Consider the following 25990-nt stretch of genomic DNA (forward strand, 5'->3'; position numbering starts at 1 on the left):
CCTCACCCAAACTCACCAGCGTCAGCATCCCCGCCGAAACCATGGGCCGCCACGCCGTCCACCAAGCCATGACCCAACTCGCCGGCCACCACACCCCCACCATCACCCTCCTCCCACCACAACTCACCGTACGAGAGTCCAGCGCCCCGGCCCCCGTTTCTTGAGCGTCCGGCACGCACCCGCTCCCGTGCCGGACGCACACGCGGACCCGGCCCCTGTAGCCCAGGAAGGTCTTGCATGTCTGACGAAGCGCCGCTCGCCTCGCTGGCCCACGAGGCGGGCGAGTTCCGCACCGCTCCCGGCGGCCTTGAGTGGACCGGCCGCCAGGAGACTCTGCGGATCGAGGCCTGGGGCCCGGACGCGCTGCGTGTACGGTCGAGGGTCGGCGGCCCGATCCTGGAGGGGCTGCCCGGCGCGCTGCTCGACCGGGCTCCGGACGGCAACGGCGCGGGGCCCGCGGTGGCGATCAGTGCCAACGAAGCCAGCGTCGTCAACGGCGCGATCACGGCGACGGTCTCACTGACCGGCCGCATCTGCTTCACCCGTACGTCCGATGGTGGGGAGTTGCTCGCCGAGCAGGACGCGCACTTCTGGTGGCCCGGCCCGCGGCTGCGTACCGCGCATGGGAATGGCTATGCGCGGCTGGAGCAGCGCTTCGCGGCGTACCCGGACGAGAAGTTGTACGGCCTCGGCCAGCACCAGCACGGCCTGTACGACCAGAAGGGCGCGGTCGTCGAGCTGGTGCAGCGTAACTCAGAGGTCTCTATTCCGTTCGTGCTGTCGTCGCGCGGTTACGGCCTGCTGTGGAACAATCCCGCGATCGGCCGCGTCGAGCTGGCGGTCAACGGCACGCGTTGGGTCGCCGACAGCGCCCGGCAGCTGGACTACTGGATCACGGCCGGGACGCCAGCGCAGATCCAGCGCCGGTATGCCGACACCACCGGCCACTCCCCCGCGATGCCCGAGTGGGCCGCCGGGTTCTGGCAGTGCAAGCTGCGTTACCGGTCGCAGGAGGAGCTGCTGGAGGTCGCACGCGAGTACCGGCGGCGCGAGATCCCGCTCGACGTGATCGTCGTCGACTTCTTCCACTGGACGCATCTGGGCGAGTGGCGCTTCGACCCGGCCGAGTGGCCCGACCCGCAGGCCGCGGTCAAGGAGCTGGCCGAGCACGGCACGCGGCTGATGGTCTCGGTCTGGCCGTCGGTCAGCCCGCTGTCCGAGTTCCACGCGGAGATGGAGCGGCGCGGCCTGTTCATCGGCACCGAGTTCGGCCCGGTCGCGCACGCCGACTGGCCGGACAAGGGCATCGACAACACGGTCCAGGTCGCGTTCTACGACGCGACCAATCCGGCGGCGCGCGAGTTCGTCTGGTCGAAGGTGCGCGACAACTATCTCGCGCTGGGTATCGAAGTGTTCTGGGCTGATGCGTGTGAGCCCGAGCTCAAGCCGGGTTACTCGGCGAACCTGCGTTACCACGCCGGGCCGGGGCTGGAGGTCGGCAACATCTACCCGCGCGAGAACTCGCGCATGTTCTACGAGGGCATGCACGCCGAGGGCAAGGCGGAGGTGGTCACCCTCAACCGCTCGGCGTGGGCCGGATCGCAGCGCTATGGCGCGGTCCTGTGGTCGGGGGACATCTTCACCGATTTCGCGACGCTGCGTAAGCAGATCCCGGCCGGCCTCAACACGTCGCTGAGCGGAATCCCGTGGTGGAACACAGACATCGGCGGCTTCCACGGCGGCGACCCCACCTCGCCCGAGTACCGCGAGGTGATGGTGCGCTGGTTCCAGTTCGGCGCGTTCAGCCCGATCTTCCGCCTGCACGGCGCACGCTATCCGACCACGCCCTTCGGCCCGACGATGACCGGCGCGCCGAACGAGATATGGGCATACGGCGAGCAGGCCGAGCGGATCATGGCCGACTACATCAGGCTGCGGATACGACTGAAGCCGTACATACTCGGCACGATGCGCGAGACTCACGACAGCGGCCTGACGCCGATGCGGCCGTACTTCGTGGAGTTCCCGGACGACCCGAAGTCCTGGGACGTCGACACGGCCTACCTGTTCGGACGCGACCTGCTGGTCGCCCCGGTGTTGGAGCTCGGTGCGCGCACCTGGGACGTGTACCTTCCGGCGGGCGCGTCGTGGACGGACGCCTGGACTGGAGACGAGTACGCGGGCGGGCAGCGTGTGACCGTGGACGCTCCGCTTGACCGGATCCCGCTTTTCCTGCGCGACGGCGCCGAACTGCCGATCAGGAGCCAAGGGGCCAACGACTCCTGACAATGGTGGCAATAGTGGCGGGCTTGAGCTGATCAGTGGTCGGTGTCGTACACGAGGCCGCCAAGTAGCGGGACGGGACGCAGTCAGCCGCCCAAGCGCACACGTAATAAACCCGGCGACGTCGACGGTCCTGTCGGGATACTGGTCGCCGTGGATGAGGTCAAGGTCGTCGTCGCGCATTCCGAGCGCGCGACTCTACGCGTTGGCGATGTGTTCCTGAAGGTGGACGCCGATCAGGCACGCATCGACGTCGAGGTCGAGGCGATGGCCCTGGCACCGGTCCCGACGCCGGAGGTGCTGTGGCGCAAGCCGCCAGTGCTCGCGCTTGCCGCTCTCCCGGGGGCGGCGCTGGGCCGCTTGGGCGAGCCGTCGAGCGCGTCGCCGGCGGCGTGGGCCGCGGCGGGCGCTGCCATCCGCAGGTTGCACGATGCGCCGTTGCCGCCCTGGCCCGGCCGCGGCCTGGAGGAGTTGGCATCGAGCTTGGACGGCGAGTGCGAATGGCTCGTGACCAACGGCGTCCTACCCGCCGGCCTGGTCGCCCGCAACCGCCAGGTCGCCGAGGTCGCGCTGCGGCCGTGGACTGCGGTGTTCGCGCATGGCGACCTCCAGATCACTCACGTGTTCGTCGAGCGTGACGAGATCACCGGCATCATCGACTGGTCCGAGGCGGGCCAGGGCGATGCATTGTTCGACCTCGCCATCTTGACGCTCGGCCACGAGGAGCGTCTCGGTGACGTCGTCGCGGGCTACGGCGCCGATGTCGACCTTGAGGTGATCCGCGGGTGGTGGTCGCTGCGAAGCCTGCTGGCGGCCCGCTGGCTGGTCGAGCACGGCTTCGATCCGTCCGCGCCGGGCTGCGAGTTCGACGTGCTCAGATCCGCTGCGAGGCGGCACGGCCCGACGGCTGCGAGGAGTGGTAAGGGCTTCTGACCGGGCGTGTCGCGCAGGCGTCACCCGCAGATGATGGCGACGCTCAGGGTGATGAAGGCTTCGTGGATTTCGTGGATGTAATCGCGTTTCTCCCGGCGGATGCGCGGCGACGGAACCAGTGCGGCAACGCGGACAACCACCGCCGTCGCGGGCCGACCAGGCGAATGACTGTTCCAAAGTTTCACAGAACCCTGACGGAAAAACGGCCGCAGGGAGCAGCGGTCAAGACCGCGAGACACGAGAGCCGCCGACGCGATCGGCCCGGTTGCCGATGCCGAGCAGTCGAATTCGGCCGGTCATCCGTCCATCTCGTGCTGCCGAGTTGCGCGCGGCCTTATCCGCTCCCTGCTCCGCTGACCGCCGCACGCCACCCGCCGCCTGCCGCCTGCCACCCGCCGTCCGCCGTCCGCTACCTACTGGGCCTGACTTCCACTGTGCCGCGGATGTGGTCCAGCACGAACACCAGGTCGCCCCGCCTCACCGCCTCGACTCCAACCGGCAGGCCTCGCAGCACCGGCAGCACTCCGGCCTCGATGCACGCCAAGTCCAGCAGCCGGGCCAGTGCGCGCGCCTCGGGGAGGGTGGCCACGTACCACGCTGTCCCGGCGCCGTACGCGTGGAAGAGGATCGCCGGGATTCCGGCGAGCGGTCCTGATGCGATCTCGGCCAGCGGCGCCGCGCCGTCGGCGGTCAGCCACTCGGCCCACGACTCGGCGGTGAAGTCGCCGAACAACTCGGAGCTCAGTTCCAGCGGCTCGCCGTCGGGCAGTGGCCAGTACTCTTCGATGCGCAGGCCCAGCAGGTCGCGGAACGGGGCCGGATGACCGCCCAGCCGGATCCGCTCGTCCGGGTCCGAGACGCCGGAGAACGGGCCCATCACCAGAGTGCCGCCGCGCTCGACGTAGCCGACCAGGTTGGCTGCCGCGGCGTCCGAGACCTGATACAGGTTGGGGGCCACCACGAGCCTGTACTTGCGCAGATCCGAGCCGGGCGCCGCAAAGTCCACCGTCACGTTCGCCTGCCACAGCGGCGTGTAGTAGTCGCGGATCCGGTCCAGGTAGCGCCATCCGCCGTGCGGCTGGTGGTCGAGTTCCACCGCCCGCCACGAGTCCCAGTCCAGCAGGATCGCCACGTCGGCCGACACGCTTTCACCGAGGACGTCCGGCAGGCCGCTCAGTTCCTTGCCGAGTTCGCAGATCTCGCGGAAGACTCTGGAGTCCGGGCCAGCGTGGGGCACCATCGCGCCGTGGGTGCGCTCAGCTCCCTGCTTTGAGGCGCGCCACTGGAAGTGCAGGATCCCGTCGGCGCCGCGTGCGATCGCCTGCATCGACCACAGGCGGTTGAGGCCGGGGCGCTTGGGCGTCGCGACGTGCCGCCATCCCGCCGCCGCCGGGGACTGCTCCATCATCAGCCACGACTTGCCACCGCCGAGCGAGCGGGTGAGGTCCTGGGCCATCGCGCCGTCGCGGGCGGCGCCGGGATCGTTCGGGTCCGGATACGAGTCGAGGGAGACGAAGTCCTCTTCGACGGCCCAGCGCCATGAGTCCGTGCCTTTGAAGAAGCCCATGAAGTTGGTCGTGACCGGGATCTGCGGGTTCTGCGCACGCACGAGGTCCCGTTCGGCCCGGAAGCCTTCGAGGAGGAGGTCGGAGGCGAAGCGCTGGTAGTCGAGATCCTGGGTGGGGTTGATGACGTACTGGACCTGGCGGGGTGGGATCACCTCGGACCAGTCGGAGTAGCGCTGCGACCAGAAGGCTGTGCCCCACGCCTCGTTGAGGTTGTTGAGAGCGGTGGAGTTGTTGGGGGCGTGGCTGGCGTCGGCGATGTCGGGGACGTCGGCGGCGGCGTTGCTCTCGTTGCTGTATTTGGCTTGGAGCCAGGTGCGGAAACGCTCGGCGCAGTTGTCGCAGTGGCACACCGTTCCGAACTCGTTGCCGATGTGCCACATGCGCAGGGCGGGATGGTGGGCGTATCGGGCGGCGAGATCCGCGGTGATGGCGTTCGCGAAACGTCGGTAGACCGGTGAGGAGGGGCAGTAGGCATTGCGCGAACCGTATGTGCGCACCGTGCCGTCCGGGTTGCGCGGCAGCGTCTCCGGCCAGCGGTGGCTCAGCCAGGGCGGCGGGGAGGCGGTCGGCGTGGCCAGGGCCACGCCGATTCCGTTGGCGTGGAGTAGCTCCAGCACTTCGTCCAGCCAGCCGAAGTCGCGCGCCTCGGGCTTCGGTTCGAGCATCGCCCAGGAGAAGACGCCGACCGTGGCCAGGTTCACCCCCGCCTCGCGCATCAGGCGTACGTCCTCGTGCCAGACCTCGCGCGGCCACTGCTCGGGGTTGTAGTCGCCGCCGAACAGGATGCGGCCGCGGGTGGCGTCGTCGAGCGACGGCATGGTGGGTCCCCAATCCGGTCGGGGCGGGTGGATCAGCCCTTGATGGCGCCGGTGAGCATGCCCTTCGTGAAGTGCTTCTGTAGGAAGGGGTAGACGACCACGATCGGGATGAGCGTGAGCACGACCACCGCCATCGAGATCGCGAACGGCGAGGCGATCTGGTGCTGGACCGTCGCGCCGGCGCCACCGGTGCTCGTCCCGGGCATCTTCACGCCGAGGTTGACGTATTCGTAGAGCACGTACGACAGCGGCCACTTGGAGTTGTCGAAGGGCATGTACAGCAGGACATTGAACCACGATCCCCAGTAGCCGACCGCGTAGAACAGCGTCATCACGGCCGTGACCGCCTTGGTCGTGGGCAGCACGACCGACCACAGGATCCGCCAGTCCCCCGCGCCGTCGAGGCGGGCCGCGTCGATCAGGTCCTGGGTGGTGGCCTGGTAGAAGCCGCGCATGATCAGGATGTTGAAGACGGACACCCCGCCGGGCAGGATCAGCGCCCAGAACTGGTCGTAGCCGTGCAGTTCGGAGACGACCAGGAAGCCGGGGATGATGCCGCCGCTGAAGAACATGGTGACGATCATGGCCATCAGGAAGAACCGGTGGCCGAGCGAGCGGGCGCGGGACAGGCCGTAGGCGCACAGGATGCTGACGGTCATCGAGACCGCCGTGCCGGCGAACGTGATCGCGAAGCTCACCACGACCGCGCGGGTGACCACGCCGTTGGAGAAGATCTCCCGGTACGCCCCGAGGCTCAGCCCGTCCGGCACGATCACGAGGCTGCCGCCGGCGCGGGTGATCGCGCCCTCGCTGGAGAAGCTGGTCAGGATGACCGCGTACAGCGGCAGGAGCACGAGGAGGACCACGGCGGTCAGTACCGTGCCCTTCCCGAAGCGGCCGACCAGCGTGGGCTGCTCCTCCCAGACCGCGCGCCCCTTCGAGCGCTTGCGGGGGATGCTGCCGTCCAGCGGCCTGCGGTTCCGGCGGCCGAACACCGCGTCCGCCGCGCTCATGTCGACACCACGCTCATGTCAGTGCCCTGCTCGTCTGGGTGGCCTGCTCATTTCCGGTACAACCCGTCCTCCCCGATGGCGTGCGCCAGCCTGTTGGCGGCGAAGATCATGACCAGGGAGATGACTCCCTTGAACAGGCCCGCGGCGGCGCCGTAGCCGAAGTTCCCGTTCCCGATGCCGTAGTAGTACGCGAACGTGTCGAGCACCTCGGCATGCTGCGGGCCGACCGCGTAACGCTGGATCAGCATCTGCTCGAAGCCGACGTTGAGCGCGTTCCCCAGGCGCAGCACCAGCATCAGGACGATCATGCCGCGCATGCCGGGCAGCGTGATGTGCCACATCCGGCGCCACCGTCCGGCGCCGTCCGCCGCGGCGGCCTCGTAGAGCGCGGGGTCGATGGCGGCGAGCGCGGCGAGGAAGACGATGATGCCCCAGCCGCCCTCCTTCCACACCGCCTGCGCGGTCACCAGGTACTTGAACGCGCTCCCGCTGGTCATGATGTTCCAGGTCGACATGTCGTGCTGCCGCAGGAACTCGTTGAGCAGGCCCGCCCCGCCGAGCATCTGGTCGAAGATCGTGACGACCAGTACCCAGGAGAAGAAGTGCGGCAGGTACACCACGGCCTGGATGAACGAGCGCAGCTTCGAGCTGAGCACCGTGTTCAGCAGGATCGCCAGGATGATCGGGATCGGGAAGTACAGCACCAGCTGGACGAAGCTGAGCACCAGGGTGTTCTGGAACGCCTGCCAGAACAGCTGGTCGCGGAACAGGTCGGTGAAGTTCTGTAGGCCGATGAAGTTGCTGTGCAGGAAGCCGTAGATCGGGTCGTAGTACTCGAAGGCCGAGACGGTGCCGAACATCGGCAGGTAGTTGAACACCAGCAGCAGGAGCATCGCCGGCAGCACCATGATGATCAGCGACCTGTCCCGCCGCAGCCGGATGCGCCAGCTCAGCCGGGGCTGGGGCCCGCGTCGGCTCGGCCGGAGGCGGCGGATGCGCGCGGCGCCCGGCGGGGCCAGGGGCCCGGCCTCCTCGGGAACGGCGGCATCGCCGGTCGTCACCACGGCCATCGCCGGCTCCTTCGCAGTGTTCGCTGACTCGGACAGAACGGGCGGCCGCCGCGCTGCGCGCCGGAAGAACGCGGCGGCCGCAACCCCCGGGACGGATCAGCTCAGGCCCTTGTCGACCACGTTCTTCTGGTACCAGGCGACCATCGCGTCGCCGCCGCTGCTCTTCCAGGTCGCCAGCGCGGTCTGGTAGGCGGACACCGGCTGCTTGCCGGACCACACCGCCTGCATCGCGTCGTTGAGCTCGCTGGCCGCGGCGGTCTTGGAGTACTGGTTCGGCACGGTGATGTTGAGGTTCCAGAAGGTCGGCTTGTAGCAGTACTTCGCCGCGTCGGCGGACCAGTCGCTGTACGCCTTGGTGATGTCCGGGTACCCGGCGTTGTAGACGGTCGCCTGCGGGCTGCCGAAGAAGTTGTAGATGTTGTTGGCCGCGGTGTTCGAGCCCTGCGTGGTGCGCACGGGGCCGTCCGCGCCCATCGTGTAGTCGGCGCCCTCGACGCCGAAGTTGATCAGGTTGTACTCGTACGAGCCGAACGGCGCGGCGAAGTAGTTCGCGATCCGCAGGCACTCCTTGATCTGCGACGCGCTCAGGTTCTTGTTCAGGTAGCTGACCCAGCCGGAGGAGGCGCCCATGCCGATGGTCGGGGTCGAGCCGTCGTTCGAGAACACCGGGAAGGCCTGGCGGGTGTAGGCCTTGTGCGCCGAGGAACCGGTCTGCGTGTCTCCGGAGTTCCAGGCGCCCATGCCGTTGCCTTCCATGTAGGTCTTGCCTGCCTGGAAGCGGCTGGGGTTGCTGGTGTTCACGTTCGCGAGGGCGTCGGGGTGCACGAGTCCCGCCTTGGCGAGCCCGTTGCAGAAGTCCAGGCACTCAAGCATGGCCGGGTGCTCGAAGGCGCTCTTGACCTTGCCGCCGTCCAGGTAGAAGTTGTTCACCGGCACGCCGAAGACCTGGTACAAGTACACGAACATGCCGTCGAACGCCCACACGTTGCCGCTGGGGTTGTTGACCTCCTGGCCCAGCGCCTTCAGGTCCGCGGCGGTCTTGACGGCCGGGGTGATGCCCTTGGCGTCGAACAGGTCCTTGCGGTAGTACAGGCAGCCGGCGAAGCCCTCGCCGTCGGTGTAGGACGGGATGCCGTAGAGCTTGTTGTCCCAGACGCCGCACTTCCAGCCGCCGGTGGGGATCGCGGCCAGGTTCGGGTAGTCGTTGATCGCGTCGCCGCCGAGGTACGGGGTGAGGTCCGCCAGCCGCGTGCCGACCAGGCCGCCGGTGTTAAAGGTGGCGTTGAGCCAGCTGGGAATCTGGATCCAGTCCGGCAGCTTGTTCGCGGCGATCAGCGGCGGGATCGTCGTGGAGTAGGTGTTGCCGTTGGCCGGCTGCGGGTTGAAGGTGGCGCCCAGCGCCGTGCTGACCGCGGTGTAGTAGGAGTTGCCGGCCGGGGGGACCGGGTTCCAGGACGGGGCGACGCCGGCGTACGTGCCGCCGGAGCCGACGGTGCCCGTGACCGTCTTGACCAGGTTGGTCGGGTAGGACAGGAAACCGGGGTTGGTCAGCGCTCCGTTGACGCCGGTGACGATGGGGATGTCAGGGGTCACCCCGCCGGTCAGCGGCTTGTAGTTCGGCAGCGCGGCCTGAAGGCCGGTTTTCGTGCTGGCGCCGCCATTACTCGCGTTGTTGCCACACGCGGCCAGCAGCGGAGACAGCGTTATCGCGCCTGCGGTGCCGGCGGCCGCGGTCAGAACGCCGCGGCGAGTGAAGACATTGGGGCTCGACATTGAACTCTCCAGTCGACGGGGGGGGCTCCGGCGCAGCACTCGCGGGCCGGGTATCAGGCCCGTGTGCCGCCGGGGCGTGGGTGTCCAGTTGTCGGTCGGTGCGATTCCGTCAGTGCGATTCCGCTGTTCCCGCGAGTGTTCCCGCGAGTCCGGCGAGTTGCTTGGTCACCGGTGGTACGGCCGAGCCCCCGCCGAGACTGTCGAAGCGCTTCAATATGGCGTTGAGGTTAAGTCAGCACGATCAGCGACGCAAGGGCCATCGGTCACGTTTCGATATCGGCGATGACGAGTACTCATGCGGGTCATCCCGCGCTCAGCTGCACGATCGCCACCGGTGATACGGCCCTTGATCCGGTGAAATCCATGAAAGCAGGCTGCAAGACGGTCCGCGCCGCCACCAGGCGGGGTTGACACGACCCAGCCGAGATGGGACTTTCGAAGCGCTTCGATCAGTCGCTGTGCGGACATCGCGGTTGATGCGGTTCGAGCCCTGGTTCCGCGGTTCACCGCGTGCGGCACGTTGCCCGCCCAGCTACTCGCCGAGCACCGGTGAACACTGCGCCGGTGAACACCGTGCTGGCCGACCAGCGATGGACGCTGTGCTGAAGAACACCGTGCCTAAGAACACCGTGCCGAAGTACACCGTGCCTAGCCTATGAACTACCGTGCCGATGAACACCTATGAATAAGGTCGTACCGTGGTACCTGCCTCCGCCGCTCAACGCTCCACAGTCGCCGACCCGGCCGCGAAGGTTGCCGAGCTGCTCGCGCGGCTGACCACCACGGAGAAGATCGCGTTCCTGCACCAGCACCAGCCCGCGGTCGAACGGCTGGGCCTTGCGCCGTTCCACACCGGCTGCGAGGCGCTGCACGGCGTGGCCTGGATCGGCCGGGCCACGGTCTTCCCGCAGGCGGTGGGGCTCGGCGCGACCTGGGACCGGGAGCTGCTGCGCCGGGTCGGCGAGGCGGTGTCCACCGAGGTGCGCGCGTTCCGTCAGGACCCTGCCGCGGCCGAGGACAGCGGCGTGCGCGAGAAGCACAAGATGGTCTCGCTCAACGTCTGGGCTCCGGTGGTGAACCTGTTGCGCGATCCGCGCTGGGGCCGCAACGAGGAAGGGTACAGCGAGGACCCGTACGCGACCGCGGAACTGGCCGCCGCCTACTGCCGCGGGCTGCGCGGAGACGGCCCGATCTGGCGCACCGCGCCGGTGCTCAAGCACTTCCTGGCGTACAACGTGGAGACCGAGCGCGACGTGATCGACGTGCACGTGCCGCCGCGCGTCCTGCACGAATACGAGCTGCCGGCGTTCCGCGGCCCGATCGAGGCGGGCGTGGTGGCCGGGGTCATGCCCGCCTACAACCTGACCAACGGCGTCCCCAACCACGTGCACCCGCTGATCAATGGCGCGCTGCGCGCGTGGAAGCCCGACCTGGTCGTCTGCTCGGACGCCTATGCGCCGACGAATCTGGTGGAGAGCGAGAAGTACTTCCCCTCGCACGCGCAGTCGCACGCCGCCGCGCTCAAAGCCGGCCTCGACAGTTACACCGACAACGACGCGAACTCGCAGCCGACGATCGAGCGCTTCACCGAGGCGCTGCGGCTGGGCCTGATCACCGAGGCCGACATCGACGCGGCGGTCGGCCGGGTCCTGGCGCTGCGTGCCCGCACGGGTGAGTTCGACCCCGAATCCGACCCCTACGCCGGGATCCGCGCCGACGTCATTGCGTGTGCGGCGCACAATGCCCTGTCACTGGAAGCCGCGCGTGCGGCGGTAGTCCTGTTGAAGAACGATGGAGGGGTACCACCGCTGGCCGGGACGGGGGCCGCCGATCGCGTCGCGGTGATCGGACACTTGGGCAGTCGGGTGTTGACGGACTGGTACAGCGGTACGCTCCCGTACTCGGTCAGCATCGCGGACGGACTGCGCACGCGGTTCGGAAACGACCGCGTCATCGCGGTGGACGGCGCCGACGTGGTGAGCCTGCGCGCGGGGACGGCGCAGTTCGGCCCGTTCCGGCACCAGGACTGGGGCACCAGCGTCCAATGCCCGATCCCGGTGCACACGCTCCAGTCCGTGGAAAGCGGCAGATATCTTTCGCTGACCGGCGAGGGCGACACGCAGGTCGCGGATGTCGCCGCGACGCCGGACGGCTGGTTCGTCAAGGAACTGTGGGAGTTCCACCCGGTCGATGGCGGGGGTGGAGCGCAGTTCGTCATCCGCTCGAACGCCGACCACAGCCGCCGGTACGTCCGTGTCACCGGCGAAGGGCACCTTGTCGCCGATGCCGAGAGCGCCGAGCAGGGCACTCGGTTCGAACTCGATGTGCTGACGTCCGGCGCGCAGGAGGCGATCGCCGCCGCGTCGCGGTCCCAGCACGTCGTCGTGGTGCTTGGCAACGATCCGCACATCAACGGACGCGAAACGATCGACCGCGACGGTCTCGCCCTCCCGGCGGGCCAGGAAGCTCTGCTGCGCGCCGTGCACCAGGCCGACCCGCGCACCACCCTCGTGATCGTGTCCGGCTACCCGTACGCAATCGAGTGGGCCGCCGAGCACGTCCCGACGATTCTGTGGACCGCGCACGGCGGGCAGGAACAGGGCACTGCGATAGCCGACGCGCTGACCGGGGCGCACAACCCGGCCGGACGGCTGCCACAGACCTGGTACGCCACTGACGCCGACCTGCCCGCGCCGGGCGACTACGACATCATCGGCTCCGGCTGGACGTACCAGTACTCGCGCCGCGACCACCTCTTCGTGTTCGGCCACGGCTTGTCGTACACGACGTTCGAGTACAGCGGTCTCGTGCTGACAGTGCGGGACGATTCGCAGGGAACGTTCACGGTCGGCGTCGAAGCGACGATCACGAACGCCGGTCCGGTCGCGGGCGAGGAGGTCGTGCAGCTCTACACGAGCGCTCTGGACGCATCGGTACCGATGCCGCTGCGCCGGCTCCAGGGCTTCGAGCGGATCGCCCTAGAGCCGGGCGAGTCGCGAACGGTCGTTTTCGCGGTGCCCGAGACGCGGCTCGCGCGCTGGTCCGAGGAGCAGGACTCGTACGTTCACGAACCGGGGAGCTACCGGTTCGCGGTCGGCCGCTCCAGCGCTGACCTGCCTGTCAGTGCGGATCTCCGGCTGGAGTAGCGGCGAGCCCGATCGTGAAGGACACGGGTACGGGCGCGAGGGTGTGCGCGGCCGGGAGCCTCGGGCCGCAGGCCGCGCTGCCGATGCCGTGATGGTCGTGGTCAAGGCGCACGTGGATCCGGCCGTCCGGGCGTAGATCGCAGGTGTGCCGGGCGTTTTCGAGCACTGCGGTGCTCCACGCTCTGACGGTCAGGTCGACGACCGGCGCGCCGGTGATCACCAGGCCGGGGCCGCCGGACGCAGTGATGCGGGCGCGACGCACGTGGCGCCGGTTGCCGTTCTCCTGGGGGAAGACGTACGGGGTCTGCATCGCGGCGACGCTGCTGCGGTAACGGCCCGTCCGGGCGGCCTGGCCGGTGTCGCGGTACGCCTCGCCGGGGCCGAGGCCGAACCATTCGACGTCTGCATCGGTGCCAGGGATGCTCAATGCGATGCCGAGGCGGGGCAGCGGACAGGGCCACGCTCCCTCGGGTGTGACAGTGACGGTGAGCGACAGCCGGTCCGTGTCAGTGGTTGAGTCAGCAGTTGTACTTGTGGCTGTACTTGTAGCTGTGCCGATGGCTGTGTCCGCGGTCCAGCGATAGTCGGTGGCGAGGCCGAAGTCGACTCCGGCGGCTGCCACCCGGGTGCGCACGGTCAGGCCTTCGTCGTCCACTGATACGGCGAGCACTTTGTGGCGCATGCGGTCGAGCCCGGCGGCACGCCAGTCGTTGATCAGCGGCTGGCCGAACACGTCTCGTAGGTCGTTGTCGATCGGGGCGCGCCAGACGTCCAGACGCGCACCGTCGATCTGGAGATCGCCGAGGCCGAGCAGCGTACCGGTGCGGCGGTCGAACCGTGCCGGGCCGAGGGCTATCGTGTCCGTCCCCTGATGCCCGGGTGAAATGACGGCCGACGGCCGGGGGGTGGTTGATGCGGCGATGCGTGCTTGAGTCCACGCGATCTCGTGGCCGGAGGCGGCCCACGGCTCGTCGGCATCGAGCGTGGCACTGACAGTCAGCCACAGCTCACCCGCACTGGTGTGCTCGGCGAGTAAGGCATCGAGCTCTTTCGGCAGACTGATGCGCACCGTCTCCCCCGCGCCGACGGCGGGGACGGTCAGGTCGTCGCCGCCGACGGATTCGCCGTCGTCTTCAAGCCGCCATTGCCAGTGCAGGTACGCGGTGCTGCGAGTGTGGTGCCGGTTGCGGATGGCGATCTCGCGGCCATCGGGGTCGACGGTGACGCGGACCGGTTCGATCACCTTCTTGTAGTCGAGCAGCCCGGGTGAAGGCGTGCGGTCGGGGAAGACCAGGCCGTCGGTGATGAAGTTGCCGTCGTGCACCGGTTCGCCGAAATCGCCGCCATACGCGTAGTAGAGGCTGCCGTCCACAGCGCGCTGCGCGACTCCGTGGTCGATCCACTCCCAGATGAAGCCGCCGGCCAGGCGCGGATACGTGTCGAAGAGCTCTTCGTACTCGGTGAGGCCGCCGGGTCCGTTGCCCATTGCGTGCGCGAACTCACACAGGACGAACGGCAGGGCGCGGCGGTGCGCGTCGTGGGCCGGATCGGCGGTCAGTGCTTCCTGACGGCGGCCGATCGCGGCCACTTCGTCGTAGCCTGCGTACATCTTCGAGTAGAGGTCGGCGTACGAGACGTTCTCGTGGTCGCTCTCGTAGTGGATCAGGCGACTGTCATCGCGCTCGCGGATCCACGCGGCCATCGCCGCGAGGTTCGAGCCGGTGCCGGCCTCGTTGCCCAGCGACCAGGCGATGATCGCGGGGTGGTTCTTGTCCCGCTCGACCATCCGCTCGGCGCGATCGAGGTACGCCTCGCGCCATCCGGGATCGTCGCTGGGGTTGCCGCGCCAGCCGTTGGGGCCGAACCCGTGGGTCTCCAGATCGCACTCACAGATCACCCACAGGCCGTAGGCGTCGCAGAGGTCGAGGAACCGGTGATCCGGTGGATAGTGGCTGGTGCGCACGGCGTTGACGTTGTGCCGCTTCATCAGCAGCACGTCGGCGAGCATCGTCTCCGGCGAGATCGCGCGGCCGGTCTCGGGGTGCCACTCGTGCCGGTTCACGCCGCGCAGGCGGATCGGCTCGCCGTTGACGGTCAGCACGCCGCCGTCCGCGGCGACGCGCCGGAAGCCGATGCGCAGCGGGATGATCTCGCCGTCCGCGTTCAGGGTGCCCTCGTAAAGGGCGGGCTGCTCGTCAGACCACGGCTTGACGTCCTCGAACTCATGCGGCCCGGCCGGGTCGGCGCCGGCCAATCCGAGTTCGGGCACTGACAGACGGGCCGGGGCCGAGGTCTCGACGGACAGCGTGCCGCGTCCGGTGGCGTGGTCGTAGTCGGCGTGGACGAAGAAGTCCAGCAGGCCGCGGGCCACGATCCGCACGCTGCGGAAGATGCCGGAGAGCCACCACATGTCCTGGTCTTCCAGGTAACTGCCTGCCGACCACTGGTGCACGCGCACCGCGAGCACGTTGCGGCCCGGCTTCAGTGCCTGCGAGACGTCGAATTCGGTGGGCAGCCGGCTGCCCTTGCCGTCGCCGAGCCGGATTCCGTTGAGCCAGACGGCGAAGCAGGAGTCCACGCCCTCGAACCGGAGCACCGCGCGCTCGACCGGGAAGCCGTCGACGACCTCGAACTCACGCCGGTATTCGCCGGTCGGGTTCTCGTCCGGCACGCGCGGAGGGTCGACCGGGAAGGGGTAGACGACATTGGTGTAAGCGGGGGCGCCGAATCGCGGCGTGCCGGGAATCCCGTCCATCTGCCAGCAGGAGGGCACCCGCAGCTGCCGCCAGGCGGTGTCCGCGTCGTCCGCGTCCGGGTCGAAGTCGGCGGCCTCGAAGCCCTCGGTCAGATCGTCCAGCCCTGACGCCAGCCGGAAGCGCCACGGCCCGTCGAGCTCGATGGCCGGGGCGTCGGAGGCGAAGGCGGCACGAGGCCGCAGGCGGCCGTGTCCGGGAGCGCGGTCCTCGACGTGGGCATGGTCCGTTGATAGCAAAGCTCTACCTTGTCGTGTGGTGTGGCCGGACTGCCGGCGGGGCGCTGCTGCCCCGCACGACCAGGTGCGGTCGCAGCAGCGAAATGGCGTTGGCTGGCGCGGCGGCGGACTCGACCGCGCGTAGCAACAGCTCGACGGCCTGTTGCGCCATCTGCCGCTTGGGAAAGGCGACCGTGGTCAGCGCCGGGCGGGTGCGCCCGACTTGGGCGATGTCGTCGAACCCGACGACGCTCAGGTCCTCGGGCACGCGGTGGCCGGCCTGCCGCGCTGCCTCCAGTGCGTCGAGAGCCAGGACGTCGCGCGTGGCGAATATCGCCGTGGCGTCCGGGTGCGCGGCCAGAGCGGCGGCGGCCGCGTCGAAACCGCCGTCGGGCGAGGACTGCGCCGCGGCGAACACCGCGTCGTCCGGCACGCTCAAGCCGTCGCGGGCGAACGCCCGCCGCAGCCCGTCGATCCGGCGCGAATGCGCCGGCAGGTCGGCGACGACCACGACCCGCCGATGGCCGAGCTCGCGCAGATGCCGCCCGGCCAGGAAACCGGCGTGCTCGTAGTCGATGGACACCACCGGCAGCGAGTCCGGCGGATCCACCTCCCAGGCGCACAGCGCGACCGGGAATTTCGCGTCGGCGAGCATGGGCAGCCGCGCGGTCACCCCCGCGTCCCCCGCGACCAGCAACGCATCCACCGAGCGCGCGGCGAGTATCTCAAGGTGCTGACGAGTGCGTTCCGCGTCGTCGTGCGTCGTGGCCAGCAGCAGGTTGTAGCCGTGACGCACCAGGACGTTCTCCACCTCCTCGACCACCTCGGAGTAGAACGGGTTCGCCACCGTCGGCACGAACAACCCGACGGTCATCGTGGTGCCGGTGGCCAGCGAGCGGGCCACCAGGTTCGGCTTGTAGCCGAGCTCCGCGATCGCCGCGCGCACGCGCATGGCCGTCTCCGGCCGCACGGACTTGCCGGCCACGACGTTGGAGACGGTCTGCTTGGTGACCCCTGCCCGCGCGGCCACCTCCGCCATCGTCACCACGCGCGCTCCTCGTGATCCGTTGACCGGTCAACGTGCTATTGCTGCAAGCTAATCGTGGCCATAGGCGTCGTCAAGACGTGATTGCGTGGACCGGTCAACAATAAGGAAGCGAAGTGATCGCGTAGTCGGGCTCTGATGTTGGATGATCTCGTGTTGCGTGATCAGTGTTGCAGCACGGCTTCTTCCGGCACCCGCGGCTGAGGGTGGGCACCGCGCAGAACACGCATCACGATGCGCGGCGCGAGCAGCCGAGTGGGCGGATCGATCAGGTTGACGACGCGCAGGAACGCCGCGCCCAAGACGGGATCGGCCGTCGCCGCCGCATGCAGACGGCTGATATAGGCGTTGACGAAACGCACCTGTAGGGTGCGCCGGCCTTCGATGCTGGGAAACCTCAGATCGCTGCCCACCGAGATCGACCACGGAATGTCGACCAGCTTCGCCGCGCCCCGCAGGAACGGGCGCGTCGCGCGGTCCGCCCCGCCGGCCATCACGCGGCGCAGCAGCAGGGCCTCCAGCGCGGCGACCGTCATGCCCTGGCCGTACACGGGATTGAAGCTGCACATCGCGTCGCCCATGACCAACAGGCCGTCCGGGAAACGCCGCATCTTCTCGTATCTGCGCCGCCGGCTCGCCGGGAAGCGCATCAGCACCGGATCACTCGCCGGAACCGCGCCGGCGACGACCTCGGCGAAGTGCGGAGCGGCGAGCGTGCGCGCGTACGCCGCCATTCCGGCGTCGTCGAGCGGCGGCACATCGCCCAGCATCCCGCAGAGCACGACGGCGAACCGCTCGTCCTCCTGCGCGGCCACCACTGCCAAGCGCGGTATTTCGGGCGTGGCGTTGGTCAGCGCGCCCAACAACCCGCCGATGTGCTCCTTCTCGCGGTGGTAGGTGCGCGTCACGTAGGTGATCCCGACGTCCACCTGCTCCTCGGCCACCGCCGGATATCCCAGCTGCTCCAGCCACAGCGGCGTGCGCGAACCGCGCCCGCTGGCGTCCACGACGAGGTCGGCGCGCACCTCTCGCGGCGCTTCGGCGCCCCGGTCGTGCACCCGCACGCCGGTGATCCGCGCTCCGTCCGGCGTCGCGAGCAGCCCGGTCACTTCGCATCCGGTCGCGAGGGTGACACCAGGCAGCGCGGTGACTCGGGTGCGCACCACGTGCTCCAGCAGCGGCCGGCTGATCCCGACCGCCGTGAGCGACGACGGAGCCCTGGTCATCAGGTGCCCGTCATTGATCCAGTCGACTTGCCCGTGCAGGTCGACCAGCGGCACGCCCAACCCGACGAGCTGCTCGGTCAGTCCAGGGAACAGCTCCTCGAAGGCTTCCCGGCCGCGCGCCAGCAGCACGTGCAACTGCCTGTCCTGCGGCACGCCCTGGCGGCTGGCCGCCGAGTCGGGCAGCACGTCCCGATCGACGACCAAGACCTCTGCGAACGAATCGCTCAGCGCGCGGGCGGCCAGCAGGCCCCCCATGCTCGCCCCGACAACGACGGCCATGCCCGAGCCTGTCATAGGGCGCAGCGTAGCAGGGCCCGGCGCCGTGGCGGCCTCCCGACTGCCCCAAGACGAAAGTTTCAGAGTACTTACATCCTCGACCCCATGATGACGTGCCGTTTTCACGCGGGCGAGCGGCGACACGCCATGGTGTCGTACTACCCTGACGCGCACTGGGAGGTCTGGCAAGCCAACAGGAGTACATCGTGGCCGTCACACTGAGCGAGATCCCCGTCGACTTCCGCGGCGAGATCGCCGGCGTCGGGGAGCTGACCTGGGGGCAGATGGGGGTCTGGCGCCGCACCCGGGAGACCGGGCGCACCATGAACGTCGTGGTGATCATGCCGCTGCCCGAGAGCACGGCCCTGACGACGATCGTGGCGTCAGTGCGCTTCGTGGTCAGCCGTCATCCGGCTCTGCGAACCCGGTTGCGCTTCGTCGAGGAGCCGTTCGGGCAGCGGCGCCCGCAGCAGGTCGTCGCCGGCGCGGGGCACGTACCGCTTCAGATCCTCGACATCGACACCGACGACGATCCGGCCGCGGTCGCCGAACAGCTGCGCTCGCGTTACGAGCTGACCTGGTTCGACTACGAGCACGAATTCCCGGTGCGGATGGGCGTCGTGCGGTGCTCGGGGGTGCTGCTCCGCCTGGTGGCGGGCTACAGCCACGTGATGACCGACGGCGCCGGGCTGGAAGCGCTCGCGCGCGACTTCGCCCACTTCGACCAGGGAACCGGCGAGGCGACCGTTCCGGCGCGGGTGCTGGACCCGCTGCGGCTGGCCGACGTGCAGAACGGCCCGGCGGGGCGCCGCCAGAACGACAAGTGCATGCGGTACTGGGCGGCCCAGCTCGGGCGGCTGCCTGTCTGGCGCCTCCCGCGGCCCACCGAGCCGCCCGAGCCGCGCTACGCCGAACTGGTGCTCTACTCCCCCGCGATGGCGCTTGCCCTCAGCGCGGTCGCGGCGCGCACCAGGGCCGCGTCAACGTACGTACTGCTCGCCGCCTACGCGGTGGCGGTGGCGCGAGTGATGGGCCGGAACCCGAACGTGGCGCTGATCGTCGTCAACAACCGCTTCCGCCCCGGCTTCGCCGACACCGTCGGCATGGTCAACGAACCGGGCATATGCGTGGTCGACGTCGCGGACGCCACGTTCGACGACGTGGTCGGCAGAGCCCTGACAGCTGTCGCGAACGCGTCGCTGCACGCCTACTACGACACACGCGAGTGCGAGCGGCTGCTCGAAGAGACCGAGGCGCGCCGGGGCGCGCCGCTCGACGTCTCCTGGCACGTGAACGACCGGCGCGGCATCTTCAAACCAGAGCTCGACGACGCGGGCGCACTCGCGCCGCTCACACCGACCGGGCTGGACGCGGCGATGCGCGACGCGCTGCCTCGCACCAAGCTGTACTGGGACCGAAGGAGCCCGGTGTTCGACGGCACGCTGTTCATCCAGGTGGATTCGAGCCCTGAGCCGACCGTCGCCGGCCGGACGGAGCTCGACGAGGGACTGCCCGCCGTCTACTTCGAGGTCTGGGCGGACATGCACCACTTCACCGCGGGCACGATCGAAGCGTTCGTACGCGAGATGGAGGCAGTCGTCGTGGCGGCGGCCTTCGACGGGACCGTGCCCACCGGCGTGCGGGACTCGGCCGCGGGTGCGTGACGCCACCTGGGAATGCACTGACGATCTTGCTCTGGCCGTACTCGAAATTGCCCGGGGCTGCCCGGCGAAAGTTGCACGGCGTGCGGATTGACCACATCCTGTTCCACCGGTAAGTTTCCGATCGCATTCCGAAAACTTTCGAAAGCAGCGCCGGGGTCGCGGGTCGGACGCTGGGGCGAAGGGGGTTCGCGGTGATCGCGCCGGTCCCACCCGTGGTGCGGCGCGCGGCGGCGCACGGCGCGCTGATCGCCGGCGTCGTCGTCATCGCGGTCACAGCCGCCGCGCTGGCCGCGGCACTCGCGGCGATCGGCGGCACGGCGCTGCCTCGGACGGCGGTGCAGCGGATTGCGGCGATGCCGGAGTCCGAGACCTCGATCGCGGTACGCGGGCCGATGTCCCGGGCTCAGGTGGCGCGGGCCGATGCCGCGTTGGGCGGCCTGATGCGCACCACGCTCGGCCACTACCCGTTCCTCGTCCAACGGGCCGAGATCGGGCGGGCGCTCAACCTGGTATCCGGGCGCGGCTCCGGCGACGCGAGCGGGGCGCACACCACCGTGATCGTGCCGGAGGCCGCAGACGGGGTCGGCGGCCACGCGACGCTCGTGACGGGGACGTGGCCCGGGTCGCCGCGACCCGGGCAGCCGGTGGACGTCGCAGTGCCCGAAACTGTCGCGCGGCTGCTCTCGCTGCACGTCGGCGACGCGCTCGCCTCCGCCGACAGCTTCACCGCCGCGCCGGTCGCGCTGCGCGTGTCAGGACTCTTCCGTGAGGACGATCCGAACTCGCCGTACTGGGCACTGGGCGGGTTCGGCCCCACCGGCTTCTGGATCAGCGGCGACACCACGGGTTACGGGCCGATGGTGGTGGACCGGGCCGCCTTCTCCGGCGCGCTGCTCAATCTGGACTCCGCCGCTTGGCTGGTACGGCCGGACCTGTCCAGGATCGCCGGGGGCGATATCAAACCCCTGGCCGACGGCGTGGCGCAGCTTCAGAGCTCGATCACGCAGTCGCCAGCGCTGCTCTCGGTGACGGTGACCACCAGCCTGCCGCAGTCGCTCGACGCCGCGTCGGGCGACGCGTGGGCCGCTCGCTGTGCTCTCGCGGTCGCCGCCGCGCTCTCGGCGCTGCTCGCGCTCGCCGCGCTGGTGCTCGCCGCCCGGCTGCTGCTGGCCCGCCGCGAGCTCGAAGCCGCCACGCTGCGCGCGCGGGGCGGCACCGGCGGGCAGTTGGTCCTGCTCAACGCGGCCGAGGCGCTGGCGGGCGGCCTCGTCGCGGCCGTCGGCGGCGTGTACGGCGGCGCGGTACTCAGCGAGGTTCTCGCGCCCTCCGCGATGCCGCGCGGCGCTCCCGGGCTCGCCGTCTGGCTCGCGGCCGGTGCCACCGCACTGGTGAGCGCCGCGATCATGGCCGGCGCCGCGATCGGCGTCACATCTCCGGTCAGCGCGTGGGTGCGGCGCGGCCGGTGGTCCACCGTTCCGGTCCTCGCGCGCACGGGCGGCGACGTCGCCGTCGTGGCGCTGGCCGCAGTCGGCGTGTGGCAGTTGCGTGAGATCACACTCACCTCGACGACCGGCGGCATCGACCCCGTGCTCGTGGTGGCGCCCGCGCTCGCGGTCGCCGGGGCGACGCTGCTGCTGATCCGGCTGGTGCCACTGGCGGCGCGGTTCGGCGAGCGGTGGGCGGCTCATCGGCGCGGCCTGATCGGGACGCTGGTCACGTGGGAGGTCAGCCGGAACCCCGCGCGGTTCGCCGGTGTCGCGCTGCTGTCGGTGCTCGCGGTGACGTGCGGGACGCTCGCGCTGACCATGAACGCGTCCTGGCACCGTTCGCAAACGGACCAGGCCGCCTTCGGCACCGGTGCCGACGCGCGGGTCGATCTGTTGACCGCCTCGCCCGGGACCGCGGCGGCGATCGCCGGGGCATCGGGCGTGACCGCGGCGACGCCGCTGGTGACCACCGCACAGGCGGGGGGCACGGCCGTGGCCCTCGATCCCGCCACGGCGTCGGCGCTCGCGCTGCGGCCCGACCTGTCCCCGGTGCCGATTGCGGCCCTGTGGCGGCGGATCGCCGCGACGGATCAACCAGGCCTGCGAATCCCCGGCAGGCCGGCGCGGATCGCGGTGACGACCGGTCTCAAGGCGAGCTTCCCGCCGGGCACCCCGGGTGTTCCCGCAGGGGTCGAATTCACTGTGACGGACGCCGACGGCGTGGTCTACCAGGTCGCGGCCGACTCGCTGCCCGCGGACGGCAAGCCGCACGTTGTCAGCAGCCTGATCGATGCCTCGTCCAGGGCCCTGTACCCGCTGCGGCTCATCGGCATCACGCTCACCGGTTCGTTCACGAGTGCGGCGCTGTCCGTCTCCGCGGCGGCGAGCGCCGCATCGGCGTCCGGGCCGCTGGTGCCGTTCGCCTCCGGGACGGCGTTCGGCGGTTGGTGGCGGGGCACGTCGGCGTCGGGAGGCCTCTCGCCGGATCACGCCCCGTGCTCCGTACAGGTGACCATGTGCACCTGGCCGGGCACGCCGACGCTGAACGACGTCGAACTGGCCGCCACGGCGCCCGCGTCGACCGTGCCCGGAATCGCGACCGCGTCCTTCTTCCGGGCGAAGGGACTGCAAGTCGGCGACGTGGTCCCGGTGACCTTCAACGGGGTCGACCTCACGGTCTCGCTCGTCGCGCAGATCGGCGCGTTCCCGACGATGGGCGACTCGCCGGTCGTCGTGCTCGACCTGGCGACGCTTCAGAACGCTGTCATGGCGTCCGGATCGCTGCCGCTGACCGTCGACGAGTGGCTGCTACGCACGCGTGACGGCACGGCGCCGCGTGGTCTGCCGGGCGCGGCGGTCGTCACGAGCCGGGACGCGGCCCAGACGGCGCTGCTGAACGATCCGCTCGCGTCGCCGCCGCAGCGCACCTGGTACGCCGTCGCAGTGGCCGCCGCCGTGCTGGCCGTCCTGGGCGGCGGCGTGACCGTGGCCGCCGAACTGCGCACCCGCCGCCGCGACACGGCGCTGCTCGCGGCGCTCGGCGTGTCCCGCTGGCAGCAGTTGCGCGGCCTGTGCCTGGAACGGCTCGCGCTCGGCGCAGTGGCGTCCGGCCTCGGTCTGCTGCTCGGCGCCGGGCTCTCGACGCTGCTGGTCGCGCCGATGACGCCGTCCGCCGCCGGGACGGCGCCGGTTCCGTCCGTGCTCGTGACGTATCAGTGGCCGTGGTCGGCCGCGCTGGCGGTCGTCGTGGCGGCGGGACCGGTGGTCGCGCTCGCCCTCGGCACGCTGCGGCGGCCCGACGCGGCCGCCGAGCTCCGGCTGGCGGAAGCGATATGAGGACGCCGTCAGCGTTGCCGAGCGCCGCGGCACGGGCGGCCAGGTCGGCGGTCGTCGGGACGGCCGGCGCCACCGTCGTGGTCTTCGCGCTCGTCACGGCGGCCGTCGCGTTCGCCGCCGTCGCGATGCCGCGCTACGACGCGGCGTTCCGTACCCACGCGCTCGACCAGCGCATCGCCCAGGCGCCGCCGGACGCCACGTCGATGGTGCTGAACAGCGAGGAGTCGCTCGGCTTCGGGCAGCAGCCGGACCAGCTCTTCGATCCCGTGACGGGAGCGATGCACGACTCGCTCGCGCAGAGCCTGCCGATGGCGCCGCCGAACGCGGACTGGTATTCGGTGGCGACGAGCGGGCAGTACGTCGATCAGGCGCCGTCGCAGGCCTTGAATACGGCCGGGTCCGGCTCGTACGTCACGCTCGCCTACCGGTCCGGACTCGACGAGCACGTGCGCCTCGTCTCCGGTGTGCTGCCGGGAACGCCGCCCAAGCGCGTCGCTGGCAGCCCCGAAGTGAGCCAGGTCGCCGTGCCCCTGGCCGTGGCGACGCGCTTCGGCCTGCGCGTCGGCGCGTCGCTGCACAGCAGCGGCAGCCTCGGCGTGGTCACGCTGGTGGTGGTCGGCATCGTGGCGCCGACGGATCCGGCGGCGGCGTACTGGACCGAGGATCCGGCGCTGTATGAGCCCACGCATGTACCCCAGAGCGGCAACATCCCAGCGCACTGGGACGCGATGGTGTATGTGAACGCCAAGGGGATGCGCAATCTGCTCGGCACGGGACAGGACTCGCCGCCGGTGCAGGTGTTCCTGCGCTGGGTCCTGCCGCTGGCGCTCGCGGGGATCGACGCCGACCGGATACGGCCCGTCGTCGACCACGTGGCCCAGGCGGTCGCGGAACGGACCGTCGCGCAGCCGGACTCGGCCAGCGCCGACATCGTGCCCTTTCTGCTCTCCGACGCCGCCGTGACCAGTGAGCTTCCTGATTACCTCGGTTCCTGGGTCGCCGCTCAGGACTCGATCGTCGCAGCGCTGTCGCTGCTGCTCGCGGGGACGGCGACGATCGGCGCGGCGCTGCTGCTCGTCGCCGGACGGCTCATGGTGACGCGGCGGGCGGCGGAGCTCGCGGTGCTGCGCGCCCGGGGGCAGTCGGTACAGCAGCTTGCGCTGCGGGTCGCGGTCGGCGCCGCGGTGCCCGCGTTGCCGGCCATCGCCGGCGGCACGGCGCTGGGGCGGCTGATCACACCCGGCCCTGCCACCACGCTCGATCGGTGGGCCACCGGGGTCACCGCTTTGGTGGCGATCGCAGGACCGGCGGTTGTCGCCGTGGTGCTGCATCGGACCGCGAGCGGCAGTGGCGAGCGCACGCGAGAGCGGCCGGCCGGGAGCCGGTACACGCGGCTGAGGCGAACCATCGCAGAGGGCACTCTGGTCACGGCTGCGGTCGCGGGCTTGGTCGTGCTGCGCGAGCAGGGGCCGATGGGTAGCGGCGGCGCCATCGACGTCTTCGCCGCGGCGGCGCCGGCGTTGATCGCGATACCGCCGGCGATCCTCGCGCCGTATGGCAGCGTCCTGGCGACTCGCGCGGCGCGGCGCGGCATGCGCCGGAGCCGGGGGGCTGCCGTGTTCGTGGGGCTGTCGCAGGCGAGCAGGCCCCGGCCGGGAACCGCGACGGCGATCTTCGTGCTCGTACTCACGCTCGGTGTCGTGTCCTTCGGCCCGATGTTGCGGGACGCCGTGTCCCGCGGCGGCACCACGTCATCGTGGGCGACAGTCGGCGCCGACGCCGTGGTCGACGTCTCGAACAACGGCGGCACGCTCTCGCCGGCGACGCGGCAGGAGCTCATCGCGGCATCGCACGCGACGCAGAGCGTCACCGCCGACGTCACGCAGGCGGGCTTCCCGCAAGCGCTGCCCACATATCAATTCACTGCGGGCGTCGCCGACCCGGCGGCGTACGCAGCGCTGCTGGCGGGCACCTCGGCGCCTGCGCCGCCGCCTGCGTTCGCGGTGCGGACACCCGCCGGAATGTCAGTGCCCGTAGTGACGTCGCCTCGGCTGGCGGACGAGCTCGGCGACGGCGACGTCGCATTGTCGCTCCCCGGCGCGGCGCCGCTCACCGTCCACGTGGTGGGCACGATGGCGAGATCCGCGCTGGCGCCCGGCACCGGGGACTTCGTGCTCGTACCCGCCTGGGCGGCGCCATCCGTCGCGGGCGCGACGACGGCGAACCTGCTCGCGCTGCGTGGCGCGACGCTCGACGGGTCCGCGTTGAGCACAGCGGCGGCGAAGCGCGCACCCGGCGCCCGGGTCACGCTGCGCTCGGCGGCCCTGGCGAACCTGCCGGGTTCGTCGCTCCAGCCGGGGGCGTACCGCATGCTGGACATCGGCGCCGGGGCGGCGGCGGCGTTCAGCGTGCTGATCCTGCTGCTGGCCCTGGCGCTCGACGCCCCGGCCCGGGAACTGGCGCTGACCAGGCTGCGCACCCTCGGGCTCGACGGCGCGCGGATCCGGGCGATGGCCTTCGCCGAGACGCTGCCGACGCTGCTCGCCGCGGCGGCCGGCGGGGTGGTCGCGGCGGCGGCGGTCGCGCCGATCGTCGGGCCGCGGCTCGATCTGTCCCTGTTCACGGGTTCGCCCGTGTCGATCCCCCTGCGGGCCGGCACCACGCAGGTGCTCCTGCCGGCCCTCGGCATGCTGGCGGCCGCGGTGGCGACGCTGCTGGCGCAGACCGCGTCGACTCGTCGCAGGGGCCTGGCCCGCGCGCTGCGCACCGGAGAGTGGTGAGCGACATGGCGATCGAAGAGGTCGAAGACGTCGGGGAGATCGAGGAAGAGGTCGAACTCGTGGCCGGGCCGTCCGCCGCGGCCACGGCCGGGCACGCCGAT

The 25990-nt window shown here is 70.3% G+C and carries 14 protein-coding genes; 7 read left to right on the top strand and 7 right to left on the bottom strand.

Annotation, left to right across the window (positions count from 1 at the left end; all coding sequences use genetic code 11):
• The 3 genes from VGS97_RS01605 to VGS97_RS01615 form a co-directional block, all read left to right on the top strand.
• Positions 1-164 (top strand): substrate-binding domain-containing protein (locus VGS97_RS01605; protein ID WP_326851360.1); only part of this gene is annotated, 164 nt, incomplete at its 5' end.
• A gap of 73 nt (positions 165-237) precedes the next feature.
• The gene (locus VGS97_RS01610) at positions 238-2286 is read left to right on the top strand and encodes a glycoside hydrolase family 31 protein (RefSeq protein WP_326851338.1); all 2049 of its coding nucleotides are present in this window, start codon (positions 238-240) and stop codon (positions 2284-2286) included.
• Between the two features lie 150 nt (positions 2287-2436).
• Positions 2437-3216, top strand: coding sequence for a phosphotransferase family protein (locus VGS97_RS01615; protein WP_326851339.1), 780 nt, complete (start codon positions 2437-2439; stop codon positions 3214-3216).
• A 409-nt stretch (positions 3217-3625) separates the two neighbouring features.
• Here the strand turns inward: VGS97_RS01615 and VGS97_RS01620 are convergent, their stop codons facing one another.
• From VGS97_RS01620 to VGS97_RS01635, 4 genes are all read right to left on the bottom strand, one after another.
• On the bottom strand, positions 3626-5602 hold the full coding sequence (locus VGS97_RS01620) for a beta-galactosidase (RefSeq protein WP_326851340.1): 1977 nt from the start codon (positions 5600-5602) through the stop codon (positions 3626-3628).
• Between the two features lie 32 nt (positions 5603-5634).
• Positions 5635-6615, bottom strand: a complete 981-nt coding sequence (locus VGS97_RS01625; protein ID WP_326851341.1) for a carbohydrate ABC transporter permease — start codon at positions 6613-6615, stop codon at positions 5635-5637.
• A gap of 47 nt (positions 6616-6662) precedes the next feature.
• The gene (locus VGS97_RS01630; protein ID WP_326851342.1) at positions 6663-7685 is read right to left on the bottom strand and encodes an ABC transporter permease; all 1023 of its coding nucleotides are present in this window, start codon (positions 7683-7685) and stop codon (positions 6663-6665) included.
• Positions 7686-7781: 96 nt separating this feature from the next.
• Positions 7782-9458 (bottom strand): hypothetical protein, encoded by a 1677-nt coding sequence (locus tag VGS97_RS01635; RefSeq protein ID WP_326851343.1) that lies wholly within the window; start codon positions 9456-9458, stop codon positions 7782-7784.
• 698 nt (positions 9459-10156) lie between these two features.
• On the opposite strand from VGS97_RS01635, the gene VGS97_RS01640 reads away from it, so the two are divergent.
• Positions 10157-12604: a beta-glucosidase gene (locus VGS97_RS01640; protein WP_326851344.1), complete on the top strand. Its 2448-nt coding sequence runs from the start codon at positions 10157-10159 to the stop codon at positions 12602-12604.
• Here the strand turns inward: VGS97_RS01640 and VGS97_RS01645 are convergent.
• The 3 genes from VGS97_RS01645 to VGS97_RS01655 all read right to left on the bottom strand — a co-directional run bounded on the left by VGS97_RS01645 (position 12579) and on the right by VGS97_RS01655 (position 18140).
• Positions 12579-15596 carry a glycoside hydrolase family 2 TIM barrel-domain containing protein gene (locus VGS97_RS01645; RefSeq protein ID WP_326851345.1) on the bottom strand — a complete coding sequence of 1006 codons (3018 nt, stop codon included), beginning with the start codon at positions 15594-15596 and terminating at the stop codon, positions 12579-12581. The two genes, VGS97_RS01640 and VGS97_RS01645, sit on opposite strands and share 26 nt — an antisense overlap.
• A 4-nt stretch (positions 15597-15600) precedes the next feature.
• The gene (locus VGS97_RS01650; RefSeq protein WP_326851361.1) at positions 15601-16614 is read right to left on the bottom strand and encodes a LacI family DNA-binding transcriptional regulator; all 1014 of its coding nucleotides are present in this window, start codon (positions 16612-16614) and stop codon (positions 15601-15603) included.
• 170 nt (positions 16615-16784) lie between these two features.
• On the bottom strand, positions 16785-18140 hold the full coding sequence (locus VGS97_RS01655; protein WP_326851346.1) for an FAD-dependent oxidoreductase: 1356 nt from the start codon (positions 18138-18140) through the stop codon (positions 16785-16787).
• Between the two features lie 188 nt (positions 18141-18328).
• Here VGS97_RS01655 and VGS97_RS01660 point away from each other — a divergent pair, with 188 nt between their 5' ends.
• The 3 genes from VGS97_RS01660 (at position 18329) to VGS97_RS01670 (ending at position 25889) form a co-directional block, all read left to right on the top strand.
• Positions 18329-19786 (top strand): condensation domain-containing protein, encoded by a 1458-nt coding sequence (locus tag VGS97_RS01660; RefSeq protein WP_326851347.1) that lies wholly within the window; start codon positions 18329-18331, stop codon positions 19784-19786.
• 191 nt (positions 19787-19977) lie between these two features.
• Positions 19978-23109, top strand: a complete 3132-nt coding sequence (locus VGS97_RS01665) for an FtsX-like permease family protein (RefSeq protein ID WP_326851348.1) — start codon at positions 19978-19980, stop codon at positions 23107-23109.
• A complete protein-coding gene (locus VGS97_RS01670; RefSeq protein ID WP_326851349.1) occupies positions 23106-25889 on the top strand; it encodes a hypothetical protein in 2784 nt (927 codons plus the stop codon). Before VGS97_RS01665 ends, VGS97_RS01670 begins: the two co-directional genes overlap by 4 nt.
• Positions 25890-25990: the final 101 nt, after the last annotated feature.

It is taken from the genome of Actinocrinis sp. (assembly GCF_035946395.1).
In the GTDB taxonomy this organism is placed as follows: domain Bacteria; phylum Actinomycetota; class Actinomycetes; order Streptomycetales; family Catenulisporaceae; genus Actinocrinis.

What these genes read in the sequence shown, in the direction of transcription:
- VGS97_RS01610 (WP_326851338.1), top strand. Translation starts at nt 238, where the DNA reads ATGTCTGACGAAGCGCCGCTCGCCTCGCTGGCCCACGAGGCGGGCGAG.
- VGS97_RS01620 (WP_326851340.1), bottom strand. Translation starts at nt 5,602, where the DNA reads ATGCCGTCGCTCGACGACGCCACCCGCGGCCGCATCCTGTTCGGCGGC.
- VGS97_RS01625 (WP_326851341.1), bottom strand. Translation starts at nt 6,615, where the DNA reads ATGAGCGCGGCGGACGCGGTGTTCGGCCGCCGGAACCGCAGGCCGCTG.
- VGS97_RS01630 (WP_326851342.1), bottom strand. Translation starts at nt 7,685, where the DNA reads ATGGCCGTGGTGACGACCGGCGATGCCGCCGTTCCCGAGGAGGCCGGG.
- VGS97_RS01635 (WP_326851343.1), bottom strand. Translation starts at nt 9,458, where the DNA reads ATGTCGAGCCCCAATGTCTTCACTCGCCGCGGCGTTCTGACCGCGGCC.
- VGS97_RS01650 (WP_326851361.1), bottom strand. Translation starts at nt 16,614, where the DNA reads ATGGCGGAGGTGGCCGCGCGGGCAGGGGTCACCAAGCAGACCGTCTCC.
- VGS97_RS01655 (WP_326851346.1), bottom strand. Translation starts at nt 18,140, where the DNA reads ATGACAGGCTCGGGCATGGCCGTCGTTGTCGGGGCGAGCATGGGGGGC.
- VGS97_RS01670 (WP_326851349.1), top strand. Translation starts at nt 23,106, where the DNA reads ATGAGGACGCCGTCAGCGTTGCCGAGCGCCGCGGCACGGGCGGCCAGG.